The sequence below is a fragment of the Streptomyces sp. NPDC006925 genome, assembly GCF_042869575.1.
In the GTDB taxonomy this organism is placed as follows: Bacteria; Actinomycetota; Actinomycetes; order Streptomycetales; family Streptomycetaceae; genus Streptomyces.
Genome location: NZ_JBIAGB010000003.1, coordinates 506,267 through 522,132, shown reverse-complemented (window position 1 = coordinate 522,132; position 15,866 = coordinate 506,267). Strand labels below are relative to the sequence as shown.

Here is a 15,866-nt window from a genome sequence, read left to right as displayed (position 1 = left end):
CCACTGCATGACCTGATCCATGGGGCCAATCAATGCGATGAACATCCGGGATCACCTGTCTACTTGGATCGTTCATATGTGAAGGACGTCCTGCGTCGATGTATCTCCGGAGAGTTGGATGTCGCGGAATTGCCGCAATGGGCTGGAGCTGTTCACATGATGGAGCGCATTGAGATCGATGAACCTGATGAGGCGGACTTTGACCTGCTGACTCAGTTTCTCTTCGAGGTGTCAAGCCCTGAACTATTTGAACCCGTTACTGTCTCCACATGTCAGCGCTGGCTGGGTACTCTCGCGTGAGAGTACCGGTCTTCCACCACTGACACGTCCCCTGACGGCAGCCCGGGCGGTCTACGGCAGCACGAGCGTCCCACTGACCAGCGGCGCGACATCGTGCCCATGGCTCCACACCCCCCCTCGGACACGTACCAAATCCCCACGGCTTCCTGTATGCCGTGGGGATTCGCTGTTCCCGGCGCCGGGTGTGATCTCGGCAAGGACTGTGGCTTTGTTCGAGGCGTAGGTGAGCTGGAGCCCCAGCTGGCTGTAGAGCTCGGCTTTGTCCTGTGGCCTGGCCCGCCGGAGTGTGGAGGCGGCATCGCCGACCGAGCGGACGATCTTGGCGACGGCTTCCCGGGACGCGGTCCGTCGGCTTGTGTGGGCAGCGGTCCCACCATCGGGCGCCGAGCCGGCAGACGTTGAGGAAGATCTCGGCTTCCAGCGTGCCTGTTCCTCGTGCTGTGCGGCCGGGATGGGCAGTGCGTCGCCGTAGTCGCCCACGGCCGCCTGCAGCGATTGATGGGACTCCCCTGTGCTGCGGCGTCGGTCTGCTGTTGCCGCCGGGCCCGTGGCTGGACGCATCGGTGCTCTTCCGCGCCGCTTCGGCCCCCGTCGAGCAGCGCTCTGTGTACCGATCGACACTGCGTTCCCTGCCGTTTCGTGACGCTTCTGGCCGGTCCTCGGCGAGGGAGCTTCGGGGGCGGCAGCTCTCGCGTGCCGGGCGCTCACGGGCCCACGCTGAACCGACGACGTGTCACCGCACACAGTCAATCCCGCACCACCGGCATGACCGGGACATGTACCCGGAGGGCGGGGCGTGACCAACTCAGGCAAGAATCGCCGGTCATCCGGATACGGCGGCTGGAGTCGGCGGCCATGGACACCCGAGGTGGCCTTCTCTCGGCCGACACTCTGTACGCCAACGTCGAGGACTACGCGGCCACCCTTGACGGCCCAGCCGACTGGCCCTGATCGTCCGAGAGCTGGGCGGTCTGCCCTCGGGCGCCGCCGCGAGGGTCATCGCGCTGGCGGAGGCAGAGGAAGGGGGCCGCTTCCCCGACGTGCATGAGCGTATGATCCGGCAACTGACCACCATGTGGGCAGGGCGCATGGTCGAATACGGCACACGCTCGGACGGGTCCGTCGGACCGCTGGATGACACCAAGGTCGACGTGACGGTCACCCCCGAGCAGTGGGAGGCCCTGTGCCGTATTGGCGAGCCCGACAGCCGGAACGAGCCCCGCGGGGTTGCTTCAGGGGTGGTAGAGCGCCCGAGCGCGAGCGGAATCGGCGGGCCGGTCGTCAGGAATGTGCAGGAAGTGGTTCACCTGCCATGCCTGGGTGCTGCGCGCCTGGCGGGCAGTTGTGGTCACCCAGGGCGGATAGACACGGAACGCGCGCTTCCCCTCGACACCGCCTCGCGCAAGGATGCCCCGTTCGCCAAGCACGTCCCGCGGAAAGACGAACTGTCCGAAGTGGTGACCGTCACGGCAGCTGACGACGATGAGGTCGATGGGGTCGCCGATGTCGAATGGCTGGATCGGTCCCTCAGCAGACCTCTTCCACACGGTGACGAACTGGCCGACCTTGGTGGGAGTGATTTTGGCGGCACGGAACCGCACCGACAGCCCGTCCACCGTCAGTGCGTGGGCCCCGTACTCGGCGCCTTCAGCTTCGGCCACCGGCTGCGAGCATGTGAACCCGTTCGGGTCATAGACCAGTCTCTTCGCGGCGAGAAGGTCAGCGTGGACCGGGCCCAGGCCGGGCCAAGTCCCGGCCTCAGGGGCCGAGGAATTCGAACAATCATCGCGATTCGCCGTCACCCGCCCCATCCTGTCACCGCTTCCGGCCGGACCCGACAGCCCCCACCGTCCATGGCCCAGGGCGCGGCCCAGGGCGCGGGATGGTCGGCCATCGGCGGCGTTCGTCAAGGATGGTCCGGAGCCGGGAGGAATCGGTGCCGGTCCGGAACAGAGTGCAGTGGAAGGTGTGCGGTCAGCGGCGGCCGCGGAGAGCCGGAAGTCACCGAAGGTGTTGTTCCCGCTCATCGCGGGCCTCTCCGCATCCGCCAGCGGCAGCTCATGGAGCTCGAAATCCGCCCGGCGGCCGCGCACTCCGGCAGTACCCGCTTCCCGCCGCCGAGAGGCCCCGTTTCGCAGATATCCACCTGCGGCCGCGGCCCGCCAGCGTTCACCGTCGATACGGAGCGACAGGCCGGCCGTTAGGGGGTGCAGCAGTTGGACCAGGCCGCCCATCCTGACCGGAGAGCCCTCTCTCCGAGCTGAACCTGCTCAAGGCGTCCTCCGGCGGCCCTGGAGCGGAGAGTACGACCGACCCGACAGCCGTCTCACACGCTGGGTGCGGGTATCGCGCCGTCCTCCGGATATGAAGAGCAGGCCCCCGAGCAATCAGCCGACGAACGTCCGCTGCTCGCATGCCCCATCGCCACAGGTGGCTCGGTGCGTGCGCGGACAGGGCAGAACTCGCCTTCCCGCGTGTGGCACATTCGCGGGCTCTGCAAACGCGGAAGGGGCGACTGGGACAGTCGGGCGAGAGCCGTGCGCACCTGACGAGCCGGGTGGCGGCGGGCTGAAGTCATTCGTCGTGGAGGCCCGGGGCGGCCGGTACAGCGGGCCGCAAAGTGGCGAGGCGAGAGGGCCGGATTCTCGGACAGGCACAGGCAGGTCGCGAAGGTCCGATCCGTGGCCCTGGCCGTGTCGGAGAATGCTCCCTTCGCCGACGGCTCACCGAGGCGGCTCGAACAGATCCTTCCCATACCGCAGTGCCGCACGCATCACGCGTGGTCGTGGCGGGCGTCGGCGTGGGCGAGGGCGCTGGGGGTTCGGCACCCCACGATCGCGGGAGCCTGGTGGACGAGCGTGTCGTTGGTGAGCGCTTCCACCATGAACAGCGCAAAGTCCACCCGTCGCGTCAGGTCGCTGGCCAGAACCGGGTCGCCTACATGGCTGCTCCATATGGGCAGGCCCTGCCTTTCACCCTCTTCCAGGCTGCTGCCGCGTACCACGGTCCACCGTGTGTCGCTGGCGAAGACCCGTCGGCACGCCTCCACCTGGTCGTCGATCTCGACGGCGCGGACGAGTTTGCCGAGCACGGCGGCGGCCCGGACGCCCATGGTGAACATCCGCGAGTACCTGTCCTTGCCGTCGCGCGTGATGTGCCAGCCGCAGGAGAAGACCAGGCGTGCGCCCGGCCGTGCGTGGTCGAGCACCGCCTGCGCCGTGCCGGACGCGTACTGCTGTACGCCCCAGGGCACCAGTACTGTCAGCACCCCGTCGCACCCTGCGACCGCCCGCCGGATCACCTCGGGGTCGTTCGTGGGTCCGGGGACGATGGCCATCCGGGCTTCGAGCGCGGCCAGTTTCGGCACACTGCGCTCCCGGCACACACCGACCACCTCGTAACCGCGCTCCAGAGCGTGCCGGACCATGTACTGGCCGAGCTTCCCGGACGCCCCCACGATGCAGATCTTCTTCACGCGGTCCGTACCCATGACCCCAGCCCTTCGCCTACGTGCGCACCTTATGCCATAAGGTACGTTAATCTTATCCTGTAAGGCGGTCAAGGAAAGCTGCAGAGGAGGGGCGGATGCGCAATGCAGGCACTGGTCGACGGGGGGCATCGGCACGCACTCCACTCAGTCGCGAACGTGTGGTTCGTACGGCCATGGCGGTGGCGGACGAGAAGGGGTCGGCAGCAGCGCTCACCATGAGGGCCATTGCCGAGCCGCTAGGCGTCGAGGCGATGTCGCTCTATCACCACGTGGCGGGCAGGGAGGACATCCTCGACGGCATGGTGGACGCGGTGTTCGACGAGATCGACCTGCCGCCACACGACTTGGACTGGAAGGGCGCCATACGCCACCGCGCGGTCTCCGCGCGCGCCGTCCTACAGCGCCACCCGTGGGCCGTTGGCCTCTTGGACTCCCGCTCCCACCCCGGCCCCGCGACCCTGCGCCACCACGATGCGGTCATCGGAACCCTGCGCTCAGGAGGCTTCTCCGTGTCGATGGCCGCGCACGCCGTCTCGCTGATCGACAGCTACCTGTACGGCTTCGTGCTGCAGGAGCAGAGCCTTCCGTTCACCGGCACGGCTGAGTTGGACGAGGTGGCGAGCGCCATCCTGCGCGACATGCCCGCCGACACCTACCCTCACCTCGCCGAGCTGGCCACCGAGCATGCCCTCAAGCCCGGCTATGACTACGCCGACGAGTTCACCTTCGGTCTCACCCTCATCCTCGACGCCCTCCACCCGGACGAGACCGCTGGTACGTAGCCGACAGGCAGCTGATCCGGTGGACGGAAGTGGGCCGTCGAAGGGCCAGGCCGCCGACCAGCTCGTGACAGGATCGACCACGGCGAGGACAAGGCAGCGGGTCGCATGGTCACGCCGTCCGCCCGACGGAGTGCGCCCGGCACCATCGCGGACTGGTTGCCGCCGGCGCAGCCGCCATCGCGGAACTCCTCGGAGGCTGACGTACCGGCCGGTGGCGAAGAGCTCCCTTCCGGGGTGAGGGGGGAACCGGCGAAAGCCGGCACGGCGAGGGCCGAAGTCCTTGGCGACCTGGCCGACCGAGCGGTCACCACGACGGCACAGCTCCACGATCTCGGCCTCGAACTCCGGCGTGATCGAGCGGCGAGCGCGACGAGGCTTCTTCCCCATGCTCTCCATGACGGACATCCTCCCGGGGACGAACCCCTGATCTCGAATGTCCGCCGAACCGGATCAAGCCCAAGTCGCAGGTGGTCCCGCACCGTGGACAGTCCTCAGGAACGGCCGCACGTCTCAGGTGAGGGGGGTGGCCGTCGTGGCAGGGCGCGGGGGCCAGGCGCGGGGGGAGAGGATGCCGAGGACGTAGGCACGGGCGACGAGGGCGGGTCTGGTCGCCGCCCCCAGGAGACCGCGGAGCCGACTGAGGTGGTAGTCGATCGCCTGCCGGGAGAGCCTGAGCGAGGTGGCGATCTCGCCGTTCGTGCTGCCCTCCGCGAGGAGGGAGAGTATGCGGATCTGCGCGGCGGTGAGCGGGGGGTGGGCCTCGTGGGCGAGGCTCTGGTGGGTGACGACGGCCCACACGTGCGCGGCGCGGCCGGCGGACCGGCTCACGGTGGCCAGGTGCAGTTGCGCACGGCGTTGGCGCCCCTGGGAATCGACGAGCACGGCGGAGGTTTCCACGCGTCTGATGCGGCGGGATATCAGCCCCTCCCATGCGAGGCGCAGTTCGTGGAGGTCGGGTGTGGCGGCGAGCAGGGTGTGCGCACGGCGGCCGACGAGGTCGGACAGGCTTGTCCGGAACAGTTCGGCGGTGGCCGTACCCGCTTGCTCAATACGGCCGTTGACCGAGAGCAGCGCGCAGGGCAGCCCGCTGTGGTCGCGCAGTGCCCGCAGGTTCTCCTCGGCCTCCCGGCGCTGGTTCATGGCGCGGGCGTGCTCGGTGATGTCGACGTAGATCCCGGCCACACATGTCTGGCCGTTCTCCTGGGCGGGGAAGCGGTGGCCGGCCGCCTGCCCTGTGCTGCCGTCCGAGCGGTGATAGCTCAAGTTGTGGCGGACCGGCTTGCCACGGCTGAGGATCTCCTGATCGAGGGCGCGGAACTGCGCGGCGTCGGAGGGGGAGTCCAAGTCCTCGATGTGGCTGCCGACCACCTGTTCCGGTGTGGTGCCGTAGAGGTGCGCGTAGGAGTGGTTGGCCCATAGGTAGCACCCGGCGCGGTCGCGGATGAAGGCCGGGGCCGGGGCGAAGTCGGCGAACTCCGTGAAGGCGGCGTATTGGCGGCCGCCCGCGGGCTGTGCATCGGCCTCCACTGCGAGCCCGCGGGTGCAGTCCTGGCCTTGGTTCTCGGCCTGGGGTGATCTCACATCGAAGGTCCGGCCGTCGAACTGGACCCGACAGCGACCGTCTTCCAAGGAGCGGCGCGGTGAGGACATCTCCTGACGCAGGTGGTCGAGGAAGCGCTGCGCGGTGAGCAGGTCCGCGAAGGCGCCGCCGCCCCTCTCCAGGAGATGCCACTGCTCGTCGACCTCCCACCAGAACACGGAGAGGCGCTCCAGCAGCGCTTTGAGACTGGAATTGTCCACGACGGCCTTCCCCTCCATGTTCCCACCGACCGACTGGAGGCGACACCGCGATGTCTATCCCGTGCGGGTCCCGCCCATGCCCGGTTCTCGGCCATCTGCGAGTTGTGACCGCATCCCCGGTGAGGCGCGCCAAATGTGATCACGGATCTTCATCTTCACTCAACAATGTCTGCGACTTTGGCATTTGCCTGATCGCTGCCTGCCTCCTGCGGCACTTCTGGGTCCCACAGTCTGATTCCCTTGAGTGTGTTGCCAGTTACCCGTCGTGATCTATGCGGGTTGCGTCACCCGTGTGTCCCGGTCGGAGACGGAGAGCGGGACAGCGCAGGCGACCAGGCGGCGGGGCCGAGCCACCGCTCGATACCCCGGACAGGACAAGCGATGGGAGACGAACTTCAGTGAGCACAGTGCTGTTGGTGCATGCCAAGGGTGGTCCGCCGCTCGGCCACGTGCTGTCCCGGGCGGCCTCGAGAGCGCAAGTGCACTTGTTGGCGCTCAGCGAGGTTCCCGCGACTGTCGCCGCTTCCGCCGAAAACCTGTGCACCTCGGTCGTGACGCCCGCCGAGGCGGAGCGCTCGGACCTGGTCTCACTGATCACCTCGCGCGCCGAGGCTGTGGGCGCCGACGCGGTGCTCACCTTCTCCGAGTATGCGGTCGTAGCGGTCGCCGAGGCATGCGAGGTGCTCGGCCTCGCCGGGGCCGGCGGCGCCGCCGCGTCGGCCCGCGACAAGCGGATGATGCGGCGCACCTGGCAGCGCAGTGGCTTGCCGCAGCCTGAGTTCCGCCCGGTCGCCACGCAGGCGGAACTTCACGAGGCCGTCGCCGACCTGCCCGCCCCCATGCTGCTCAAGGCGGCCTGGAGCGCGGGCTCCACCGCCCACCAGATCATCAGCTCCCCGCAGGGGGCCGACGCGGCCTGGCGGCGCTCGCGCGAGGTGATGGCCGAATCCGCCCAGTCGGGCTTCGCCGAACTCCATGTGGCCGAGGCGGAGGCGCATTTCGTGGTCGAGGAGATCGTGACGGGCACCACGGCGCAGTGGTTCGACGAGCCCGGTTGGGGCGACTACGTCAGCGTCGAGGGGGTGGTGGCCGAGGGCGTCTTCCACCCGGTCTGTGTCAGCGGCCGGATGCCCACGGTGGAGCCGTTCACCGAGCGTGCCACTATCACTCCCGCGCTCCTTCCCGCAGACCTCCAGGACCGCGTGGTGGCCCTCGCCGGAAGGGCTGTCGACGCTCTCGGCCTGCGCGATTGCGGCACCCACACCGAGATCAAACTCGGGGCCGGCGGGCGCATGTGGCTGATCGAGACGGCCGCCCGGTTCGGCGGTGCGATGACCGTGCCGCAGATCGAGGAGGTCTTCCGGCTCGACCTCGTCGGCATGCTCGTGGACCACCTCCTGGGTCGCCCGGTCTCCTGGCCCGAGCGGGCCCTCGGCCCCGAGCAGGCGCGGGGCGCAGCAGGCTCCCTCGTCGTCCTCGCGGTGGACGGCCACGGTGCGGCCTGGCGGGACCGCAGGGTCTGGAACTTTCCCGCGGTGCAGCATGCCGTCGCACTGAGTGAAGGCAGCAACCTCTCGGTCGTCCCGGACAGTTCGCTGCCCGACGGCAGCATCGTGCCGGTCTACGATCCCGTCGGCGGAGCCAACACGATGGCGGCCCTGTGCCTGCTCTCCGCTGACGACGCGCGCACCGTGCTCCGCGATTTCACGGCCCTGGTGGACGCCCTGCCCGCCGTGCTGCCGCCGCCCGTCGTGCCCACCGTGCCGCAGTCCGCGCCCGCCGCCGGCTCCCGGATCCGTCCGGCCGCGGAGCCCGAGGGGGTCCCCGCATGAGCGGCCGCGCTACCGACCAGCTCGCAACCGTCGCTCCGGAACCCGCGACCGACCGCACAGTTGTCGGCGAGAATCTCTCGCTGCCGCTGTTCCGCACGCTTTCCGGGGTCCTTTCCGGCCACCCGTACCTCAAGGTCGTCGTCGACCGGGCCGAGGGCACCTGGCACCTGCTCGACACGGCCGCGCATCCCTTCCACGTCAACTACATCGCGACCCGTGTGCTCGGCATGGATCTCGCCGAACTCGACGCCACACTCGACGAGTTCAACGCATCCGTCTACATGGACCCCGAGCGACGCTTCCTGCTCGGGGTGCTGTCCCTGCACACCGGCGAGGACCCGGAGGGTCGTGAGCGCACCTTCCTCGTGCTGGAGACGACCGAGGCCGACACCATGCACGGGGGGTTGCTGGAGTTCTTCTTCACCTTCGTCCGTGAGCGCGTCGACGGCAGGCTGCCGCTCCTGCTCAAGCCCGCCAATCACGGCCAGGAGGAAGAGCTGGCCGCAGTCAGCGAGCAGCGGGTGCCGCGCATCCTCAGTCACGAACTCTTCGGCACCAGGACCCGGACCCCGCTCAACCCCGGGGAGGCGACTGGCAGGTTGCGCTGTTTCCGGAGCGTGGAGGAGTACGAGGCGGCGGTCGACGGGCTCGGCTGGTCGGACATCGTCGCCATGCCCTCCCTGCCGGACAACGTCGAGCGGGTGGCCGGGTTCATCAACACCGAGCCCATCACCCCGCTGTCCCACACCAACGTTCTCGCCTCCGGATGGGACATCCCCAACGCGATCCTCCGCGATCTGGAACAGCTCGTCGAGAAGGACGGCCTGGACGGCGCCTGGGTCCGCTACCGGGTTCGCGAGGACGAGATCACCCTGGAGCGGCTGGATCAGGCCCCCGAGCTGCGGGCCCCGGCCTGGCATCAACAGCGCATCCGGCTGGAACCCCCGCTCCTCGAGGACGCGCCCGTACTCTCCCTGTACCGGCTGCGCAGCGCTGACCGGGACCGCTACGGCACCAAGGCGGCCAACCTCGGAGAGCTGCATCAGGTACTCGACAGCCGCACGGCCGATCTCACCGGGTTCTACGGTCGCCCCCGCCCACCACGGGAGGACCTGTACGGGCACCTCGCGGCCAGGCTCGGCCTGCGCACGCCCTCCGCTGCGGAACTCCGCGCGGCTGCGGTGTCCTTCGTGGCCGACACGGTCGAGGCCCCCGAGGGCATCGCCTTGCCGTTCTCCCTCCAGCACCGCTTCCTCACCTCTTCTCCGGCGCTCCAACAAGGCATCGGCAAGCTGAAGATGGCGCTCGAACTCGACGCCACCGACGTGCTCGACTCGCTCTGCCTGCATGTCCAGCACCTGATCAGGCACACCCCGATACCCGAGTCCGTCGCCAGGGAGATCACCTGCGTCCTCCCCGCCCCGCTTGCCACGCGCGGCCGCCTCGTGGTGCGCTCCTCCTCCAACGCCGAGGACCTTCCGGGCTTCTCCGCGGCCGGCCTCTACGACTCCGTCACCACCGTCCGCGGCACCGAGGAACTTCTCGACGCCGTGCGCCGCGTCTGGGCCTCCCTGCTCTCGCCGCGCAGCGTGCGGCTGCGCCACCAGGCGGGCATCTCCCTGGACGACACGTACATGGGCGTGATCATCCAGGTGTATGTCCCCGCTGCGCTCGGCGGTGTCCTTGTGACCTGCAACCCGACCCGACGCCAGGACTTTCGCAACGTCTACCTCAACTGCTCACCGGGTTCGCCCGAACAGGTCGTGGAGGGAGCCGTCCTGCCGCAGCAGTACGTTTACAACACCGTCGAGGGGGGCGGCCGAACCGTCGACCTCGGTTCCTGGAGCGAGGGGCTGTCCGCCGGTACGCGCGCCCGACTTGCGGACCTGTCGCTGACCGGGCGGCTGCTGCAGTCCCACTTCAGCGCACCCGAGGTGGACGCCCCCCTGGACATCGAGTGGCTGCTGACCGACCAGGATGACTTCCGCCTGGTCCAGATCCGCCCCTACGCCCTGTGAGCGCCCGCCTCCAGCGCTCGCGCTCCGCCGCGCGGCCTGCGGCCACCCCTCTGACCGGCGCCGCCCGCCGCATCATCCGGCTCAACTACGGCTTCCAACTGCTGTTCAACCTGCTGTGGTGGATGCCGGTGTTCTACGCCTACCAGAAGGACGCCGGCCTCTCCGACGGGCAGATCTTCGGTATCCAGAGTATCTACTATGTGGCCTTCTGCCTCTTCGAGATCCCGACCGGGCTGATCGCCGACCGTGTCGGCGCCCGCAACTGCCTGCGCGCCGGCGCCCTTGTGATGACGGCGGCGAATCTCGCTCCGGTGTTCAGCGCCTCGTACACCGGCTTCCTCGTCCACTTCCTCGCGATCGCCGCGGGCCGCTCCCTCACCTCGGGAGCGGCCAGCGCCTACCTGTACGACGGGCTGCGTGCCGAGCGATGCGACAAGCACTACCTGAAGGCGGAGGGCACGGCCCGGGCACTCGGACTCGCTGCGAAAGTTCTGTGCTGGCCACTGGTCGGGCCGCTGATGGCCCTCGCTCACCCTGCTCCGTACGTCCTGAGCGCCGTGAGCGCGGCGGGCTCCCTGGCTTGCGCCCTGGCCCTGCCCCGGTTGGCCGTCCCCGGCGGGGCGGGCGGCACGGCATCATCGGGCCGAACGAGGAAGGAGTCCGGGGCTGCGGGAGGTGGCCGCGGGCGCGGTGTCTCGCTGGGCGACGCGAAGGCCGCACTGCGCTGCATCGCCTCGTCGCCATGGCTGGCACTGGTGATGGTGCAGGGCGTGGCCGTGTTCACGCTGTCCCGGATCTGCCAGGTCAACCTCTTCCAGCCGATCCTGCTCGACCACGGCATCGGTGAGTCGTCGCACGGTGGGGTGCTCGCTGCCATGACGGTGGCGGAGGCCGTGGGCTCGGCGCGCCCCCAGTGGCTCGGTTCTCGCCTGAGACCGGTGGCCTGGGTCTCCGTTCTCAGCCTCGTCCTCGCGGGCACCCTGGCGGGCATCACCCTCGGCGGACCCTGGACGGTCGTCGCCCTGCTCTGCCTGTTCGCCGCTGCCACTGGCTTCGCCTACCCGATCCAGCGCAAGCTGGTCAACGACGCCGTGCCCGCCCATGCCCCGCGGGCGACGCTCTTGTCGGCCGAGTCGATCGTGGACCGCGCAGTGTGCGCACTGGCGGCCGTCGCCGTGGGTGCCTACCTCTCCGCCGGACGCCTGGACGCCCTGCTCTGGCACAGCGCCCTGGCGACCGCTGTACTTCTCGGCGCCTTCCAACTCGTCCTGCGCAGCGGGGTGCTGCGGCGCGTTACCGACGGGACGGGCAACGGGAACGCCACCGAGGAGACGGCCGACCGCCCCCTCCCGGGCGCGACGGCGGACAAGGGTGCTCTGCCGGCGGCGTCCGGCGCACCTGGGAGGCCAGGCGCGGGCGGGCCAGGACACCCGACAGCGGACGCACACCCCAAGGCCGGAGCGTAGGGGTCTCATGTCCACCCCTCTCGGGGAAAACGGAGCCGCAGAGGCGCTTGCACGCGCCCGCCGTGCCGCGGCTCTCGGGCGTCAGGAGCGGTGCGTCAGGCGTTCGATGACCCGGGCCGGGAGGTAGGTGGGGCGGGAAGGCTGACCGACCTGGTAGGCGACGTAGCAGAGCGAGGCGGCGACAGCGGTCTCCTCGGCGGCCTCGGCCTCGTAGACGAGGCGGCAGCCGTTCGCGTCGGCCCTGGCACGCTCCCAGAGGGCGGGTGCGGGCTTGCGCTCAGCCTCGGTGCGCGGAGTGAGGATCCGGTCGCCGAAGTCCTCCCAGGCGAAGGAGGGGGAGCCCGTCCAGGCCCTGTCGACCTCCTTCTTCAAGGCGGCAGCACGCTCGGCATCCGTCTCACCCCAGGAGGACGGGACGTTGGTGATCAGCCCGACCTCGATGTTCCGCTTCCGCAACTCGCGCAGATAGGCGGCCGCGCCGGGCATATAGCTGATGCCGGCGTCCTCGGCCGTGTGCACCAGGGTCTCGCCCAAATCGAAGTAGACGATGACGCAGCCGCGCGCGGCGTCCGCCCGCGCCCCGGCCGGAGCGTCATGCGACACCTCCACGGGCACGGCCGCGTTCGCCGCAGTACCCGGCGCGGCCCACGCCAGTACGGCACCTGAGAACGCGAGGCTCGTGCGGAAGAAGCCGCGGAATGCGGATCTTGTCATGGTGGTTGGCGCCCTTCTCCTCGACGCATCTCATGGATGCACATGTCCGGTGCGTGACAGGCGGCCGGTCCAACGTGGCCCTCGCGTGCCCGGAAGAACGTTCTTTCTCTCGCCGTTCCCTCCCGCCATACCCCTGAACAGCGCACACCACTCGGCCCCCGCCTGAGCTGTGGAAGAAGAAGGTGTGGCCGCAGGTAAGACAGCCGCGGCGGCGTCCGGGGCCTGGATCCTCTTCGAGGACGAGGCCGGGCAGTCGATGACGCCGCCGCGCGCGAAGACCTGGGGCCGGATCGGCCGGACTCCGGTGGTGCGGGTTCGTGGACGCGGCTCCGGCCGGGTCTCGATGGCGGCATGACCTGCTACAAGACCGGCGAGCGTTCCCGGCTGATCTACGCGGTCCGCGAATACAACGGGCGTAAGAACCAGCCCCAGGGCTTCGGGTGGCGCGACTTCCGGGACCTGATCCTGCGCGCCCGCTCCCAGCTCGGCGGCCCGATCGTGCTGGTCTGGGACAACGTACGCATCCATCTGACCGCCCCGCGTCGGGAGTTCATCGGGGCGAGGGCCGACTGGCTCACTGTATTCCAGCTGCCCACCTGTGCACCGGACCTGAACCCGCAGGAAGGAGTGCGGTCGATGGTCGAACGCGACCTGGGCAACCTCGCTGCAGCCGACCTGTCCCAGATCACGCGAGCCGGGAAGCGACGACTCAAGCGCATCCAGTACCGGCCACACCTGATCGGAGGCTGCCTCGCCGAGACCGGCCTGACCATCAACCCCTGACCGAAAACGACACCACGAGTTCCACCTCAGTACCTGACTTCAGATCCTCTGGACGTGGCGCCAGCACCCAACCCGCACGCCTACGTCAGAAACCCGTTTACTCACGCCAATTACCTTTGGCTAGAGGTTGTCCCGTAAATGATCTGGGGCATGCAGGCTGACCTGCTCGTTTGCCTGTCATCCGGTGAGGGTGAGGTTGTGCAGGCGTGCGATGCCGAGCATGGCGTGGTGGACGCCTTCGCCTTTGAGCCGGGAGTCGCGCAGGATCTTCCAGCTCTTCATGTGGGCGAAGGTGTGCTCCACGCGGGCGAGGACCTTGCGGTGGGAGGCGTTGTGCTCCTCCTTCCAGGCCGACAGTTGTTCATTCTTGTGCCGGCAGTAGTGCGGGATGGTCAGTCCGGTGCCGCGGTGGCCGCCGTCGGCGATCACGGTGGGAGTGGTGCCGACGGCGGTCTTCGGGCCGGAGTCTTCCCAGGCCCGGCAGTCGTTGCGTTCGTCTGGCAGCGGCTTGCCGACGGTGACGACGAGCCGGGTGTCGGCATCGATGACGACCTGGTGGTTGGTCGAGTAGCGGTAGTTCTTGCTGGAGGCGGCCACGGTCCGGTCGCGGGTGGGGACCAGGACACCGTCCACGATGAGGACGGTGTCCTTGCGGAACCGCCTTCTCGGCTGGAGGGCGAGAGCCGGTCCGAGGTGGTCGACGATCCGGTCGGCCGCTGACTTGGAGATGCCGAACAGCAGGGCGAGTCGGCGCAGGGTGAGGTTGGTGCGCCAGTACGCGGCCACCAGCAGCACCGGTCCTCCAGCGGCAGCGACCACGGCCGACCCTTGCGGACCGGATCGGCTCCCTCACGCCGCAGCGCGGTGATCAGCCTGTTGAAATGCCGCGGCCTCAGTCCCGTGAACGGACCTGTCCAGGAGGGCTCCGACGCCGGCCACGACAAGATCATCTCATCCCTGACCAGCAGTTACGGGACAACCTTTAGCACCGGCCAGGGCGACTTCTTCTGCTAAAAAGCCGGGTAGCGGCAAGGAAGTTACGCCGTAGAGTCCGATCTTCGCCAACCGTCAGAGGTTGGGCGTCCATGTACCCAATCTGACGACGCCGAAGAGGAGAACACCCTCCTCGCACGCGGCGGAACGCGTTGCAGGAACTGGACCAGGGCGTCCGCCGATGACGCTCAACGCCATCGATTGCATCCTCGACAAGGGGAACAAGGTAAAATGCGATCCAGCGCGTCAACCTATCCAGGTGGGAGCGACGAGGCTTCCCGGGGGGCCTATTGGCGTAGTCATTTCCGCCGATCCGAATCATATTGTAACCGCCATTATTCCAAAGGAATTCGATACCCCGTGAATGCTAAGGCGGAGCTTCTTTCCCTCGTTGATGAATTTCTATCAGGTGAGGATCAATCGATTTCTTTGATCAATCGTATCGAGGGGGTCCTGGTGGAGAATTTCCCGGAGTCCCGCGCGTTTGAGGAGCTTGCTGAGCCGCTGTCATTTTTCCGCCCGGGGTGCGGCCCACCTTACTGTGATGTTCAGGGTATGCGTGAAGCTCTCCAGGGGGCATCAGGCAGCCTGAACTATCTTGAGTGACAAATTCTGCAGTTATCAGAATGGGTAAGTGGAGAATCCGTGCCCTCTCGTTCGAGAGGTCCTCGTCGGCACAAGCCTCGAATCCAATGGATGGGCGCATATCCAAAAGGGCTCCAATCGTATAGACAGGAAGGGTGGGGCAAGGTATTTCCTCCGAGGGTAATCAAATACTCACCAGGGATGGGCCGCGGACTACTATGCTCCAGGACCCAAGAAGCCAGACATGGAAATTAAGTCAGGAGAAGATTGATGGCAGGGGGCGACTGGATCGTCAAAGATTGCGAAGATTACCGGAAGGTCCGCTCTCGCATTGCAGCTACATTTGAACTTGACGTCAGATTGCCTGAAAAGGTGTTCAGGCGGGACAATGAAGAGTCCCTTTTCTGCGAGTTTGACGTAGTCCTCGCCCCGGAATTCTGGCCAGCGCTCAGCGCAATGGCGCAGTGGCACGGTGATACGCGAGTCGAGCTAGTAGTCCTTGAGCCTGCGTGTGAGACCTTCTATCTTTCTGACTACCGGATGTACCCGGCAGTCTCACTGCCCGTCGAAGCTGACAAAAATGAATACTGGGCGGCTATCGGTCACGAACCCGACGGCGACATCATGGGGTCACTGGCGATTTCAGCGAACGTCATAGCTTTGACCGGTCCATCTGGGAAATGGGGATGCTGGGGTGAAAGGGACCCTGAGGTGGCGGTTTTTCAAGGCTTCCCTGATGCGGCCATCCGAAATGACTGGTGTACGCGCTTTGGTCCCTTTTTGGGTGTTGCGGAGGCGCTGGAGGCTTACCTTCCGCCGACATTTGCTAATTGGGCCGTACCGCAAGAATACGCCGCAACTCTGACCGCGAACTACGGTGCCCCGAGGCAGCCATAGGCGAACTCGTTGCTCTCGCAGAGCAGTTGAGACTCCGTCTGTCCGTCGGGACGGACGGGGCAATGCTGGGGCAATGACCTGATCGGCACGCAGCCGCGGCTGACCGGAACATTCGCCCACTCCGCGATCTCCGAATGAATCGAGAACTGGTACAACGTGCAGCGTGTGCTCACTCTGTGGGTGCTCGCAATTGTGCTGGCCGAGGC

General features: G+C 67.6%; 13 protein-coding genes and 1 pseudogene. 9 read left to right on the top strand and 5 right to left on the bottom strand.

Annotated features, from left to right (window positions below):
• Positions 1-78: 78 nt before the first annotated feature.
• Positions 79-300, top strand: a complete 222-nt coding sequence (locus ACFYNS_RS07375) for a hypothetical protein (RefSeq protein ID WP_388601399.1) — start codon at positions 79-81, stop codon at positions 298-300.
• Positions 301-1,532: 1,232 nt separating this feature from the next.
• On the opposite strand, the gene ACFYNS_RS07370 is transcribed toward ACFYNS_RS07375, so the two are convergent.
• Positions 1,533-2,111: a MepB family protein gene (locus ACFYNS_RS07370; protein WP_388601396.1), complete on the bottom strand. Its 579-nt coding sequence runs from the start codon at positions 2,109-2,111 to the stop codon at positions 1,533-1,535.
• A gap of 962 nt (positions 2,112-3,073) precedes the next feature.
• Complete coding sequence (locus tag ACFYNS_RS07365) at positions 3,074-3,790, bottom strand: NAD(P)-dependent oxidoreductase (RefSeq protein ID WP_388601395.1); 717 nt, start codon at positions 3,788-3,790, stop codon at positions 3,074-3,076.
• A gap of 95 nt (positions 3,791-3,885) precedes the next feature.
• Here ACFYNS_RS07365 and ACFYNS_RS07360 point away from each other — a divergent pair, with 95 nt between their 5' ends.
• Positions 3,886-4,572, top strand: coding sequence for a TetR/AcrR family transcriptional regulator (locus ACFYNS_RS07360; protein ID WP_388601392.1), 687 nt, complete (start codon positions 3,886-3,888; stop codon positions 4,570-4,572).
• A gap of 510 nt (positions 4,573-5,082) precedes the next feature.
• Here ACFYNS_RS07360 and ACFYNS_RS07355 read toward each other — a convergent pair.
• Positions 5,083-6,372, bottom strand: coding sequence for a PAS domain S-box protein (locus ACFYNS_RS07355; RefSeq protein ID WP_388601389.1), 1,290 nt, complete (start codon positions 6,370-6,372; stop codon positions 5,083-5,085).
• A gap of 398 nt (positions 6,373-6,770) precedes the next feature.
• Here ACFYNS_RS07355 and ACFYNS_RS07350 point away from each other — a divergent pair, with 398 nt between their 5' ends.
• Genes ACFYNS_RS07350 through ACFYNS_RS07340 form a run of 3 tightly spaced genes read left to right on the top strand, consistent with a single transcriptional unit; the run spans position 6,771 to position 11,688 of the window.
• Positions 6,771-8,204 (top strand): ATP-grasp domain-containing protein, encoded by a 1,434-nt coding sequence (locus tag ACFYNS_RS07350; protein WP_360290432.1) that lies wholly within the window; start codon positions 6,771-6,773, stop codon positions 8,202-8,204.
• The gene (locus ACFYNS_RS07345) at positions 8,201-10,222 is read left to right on the top strand and encodes a PEP/pyruvate-binding domain-containing protein (RefSeq protein WP_388601386.1); all 2,022 of its coding nucleotides are present in this window, start codon (positions 8,201-8,203) and stop codon (positions 10,220-10,222) included. Before ACFYNS_RS07350 ends, ACFYNS_RS07345 begins: the two co-directional genes overlap by 4 nt.
• Entirely contained in the window at positions 10,219-11,688 is a 1,470-nt protein-coding gene (locus tag ACFYNS_RS07340) for an MFS transporter (RefSeq protein WP_388601384.1), read from the top strand. The genes ACFYNS_RS07345 and ACFYNS_RS07340 overlap by 4 nt, the downstream gene beginning before the upstream one ends.
• Positions 11,689-11,769: 81 nt before the next feature.
• Here ACFYNS_RS07340 and ACFYNS_RS07335 read toward each other — a convergent pair whose 3' ends face one another.
• Positions 11,770-12,402: a hypothetical protein gene (locus tag ACFYNS_RS07335; RefSeq protein WP_388601382.1), complete on the bottom strand. Its 633-nt coding sequence runs from the start codon at positions 12,400-12,402 to the stop codon at positions 11,770-11,772.
• 184 nt (positions 12,403-12,586) lie between these two features.
• On the opposite strand from ACFYNS_RS07335, the gene ACFYNS_RS07330 reads away from it, so the two are divergent.
• Both ACFYNS_RS07330 and ACFYNS_RS07325 read left to right on the top strand, forming a co-directional pair.
• Entirely contained in the window at positions 12,587-12,757 is a 171-nt protein-coding gene (locus ACFYNS_RS07330) for a hypothetical protein (RefSeq protein ID WP_388601379.1), read from the top strand.
• Positions 12,754-13,185: a transposase gene (locus ACFYNS_RS07325; protein WP_360290442.1), complete on the top strand. Its 432-nt coding sequence runs from the start codon at positions 12,754-12,756 to the stop codon at positions 13,183-13,185. The genes ACFYNS_RS07330 and ACFYNS_RS07325 overlap by 4 nt, the downstream gene beginning before the upstream one ends.
• A 177-nt stretch (positions 13,186-13,362) precedes the next feature.
• On the opposite strand, the pseudogene ACFYNS_RS07320 reads toward ACFYNS_RS07325, so the two are convergent.
• Positions 13,363-14,135, bottom strand: a pseudogene (locus ACFYNS_RS07320) (transposase family protein).
• A 403-nt stretch (positions 14,136-14,538) separates the two neighbouring features.
• Here ACFYNS_RS07320 and ACFYNS_RS07315 point away from each other — a divergent pair.
• Both ACFYNS_RS07315 and ACFYNS_RS07310 read left to right on the top strand, forming a co-directional pair.
• Complete coding sequence (locus ACFYNS_RS07315; protein WP_388601376.1) at positions 14,539-14,784, top strand: hypothetical protein; 246 nt, start codon at positions 14,539-14,541, stop codon at positions 14,782-14,784.
• A 249-nt stretch (positions 14,785-15,033) separates the two neighbouring features.
• Positions 15,034-15,660: a hypothetical protein gene (locus ACFYNS_RS07310; protein ID WP_360290446.1), complete on the top strand. Its 627-nt coding sequence runs from the start codon at positions 15,034-15,036 to the stop codon at positions 15,658-15,660.
• The last annotated feature ends 206 nt before the right edge of the window (positions 15,661-15,866 follow it).

What these genes read in the sequence shown, in the direction of transcription:
- ACFYNS_RS07345 (WP_388601386.1), top strand. Translation starts at nt 8,201, where the DNA reads ATGAGCGGCCGCGCTACCGACCAGCTCGCAACCGTCGCTCCGGAACCC.
- ACFYNS_RS07310 (WP_360290446.1), top strand. Translation starts at nt 15,034, where the DNA reads ATGGCAGGGGGCGACTGGATCGTCAAAGATTGCGAAGATTACCGGAAG.
- ACFYNS_RS07360 (WP_388601392.1), top strand. Translation starts at nt 3,886, where the DNA reads ATGCGCAATGCAGGCACTGGTCGACGGGGGGCATCGGCACGCACTCCA.
- ACFYNS_RS07335 (WP_388601382.1), bottom strand. Translation starts at nt 12,402, where the DNA reads ATGACAAGATCCGCATTCCGCGGCTTCTTCCGCACGAGCCTCGCGTTC.
- ACFYNS_RS07370 (WP_388601396.1), bottom strand. Translation starts at nt 2,111, where the DNA reads ATGGGGCGGGTGACGGCGAATCGCGATGATTGTTCGAATTCCTCGGCC.
- ACFYNS_RS07325 (WP_360290442.1), top strand. Translation starts at nt 12,754, where the DNA reads ATGACCTGCTACAAGACCGGCGAGCGTTCCCGGCTGATCTACGCGGTC.
- ACFYNS_RS07365 (WP_388601395.1), bottom strand. Translation starts at nt 3,790, where the DNA reads ATGGGTACGGACCGCGTGAAGAAGATCTGCATCGTGGGGGCGTCCGGG.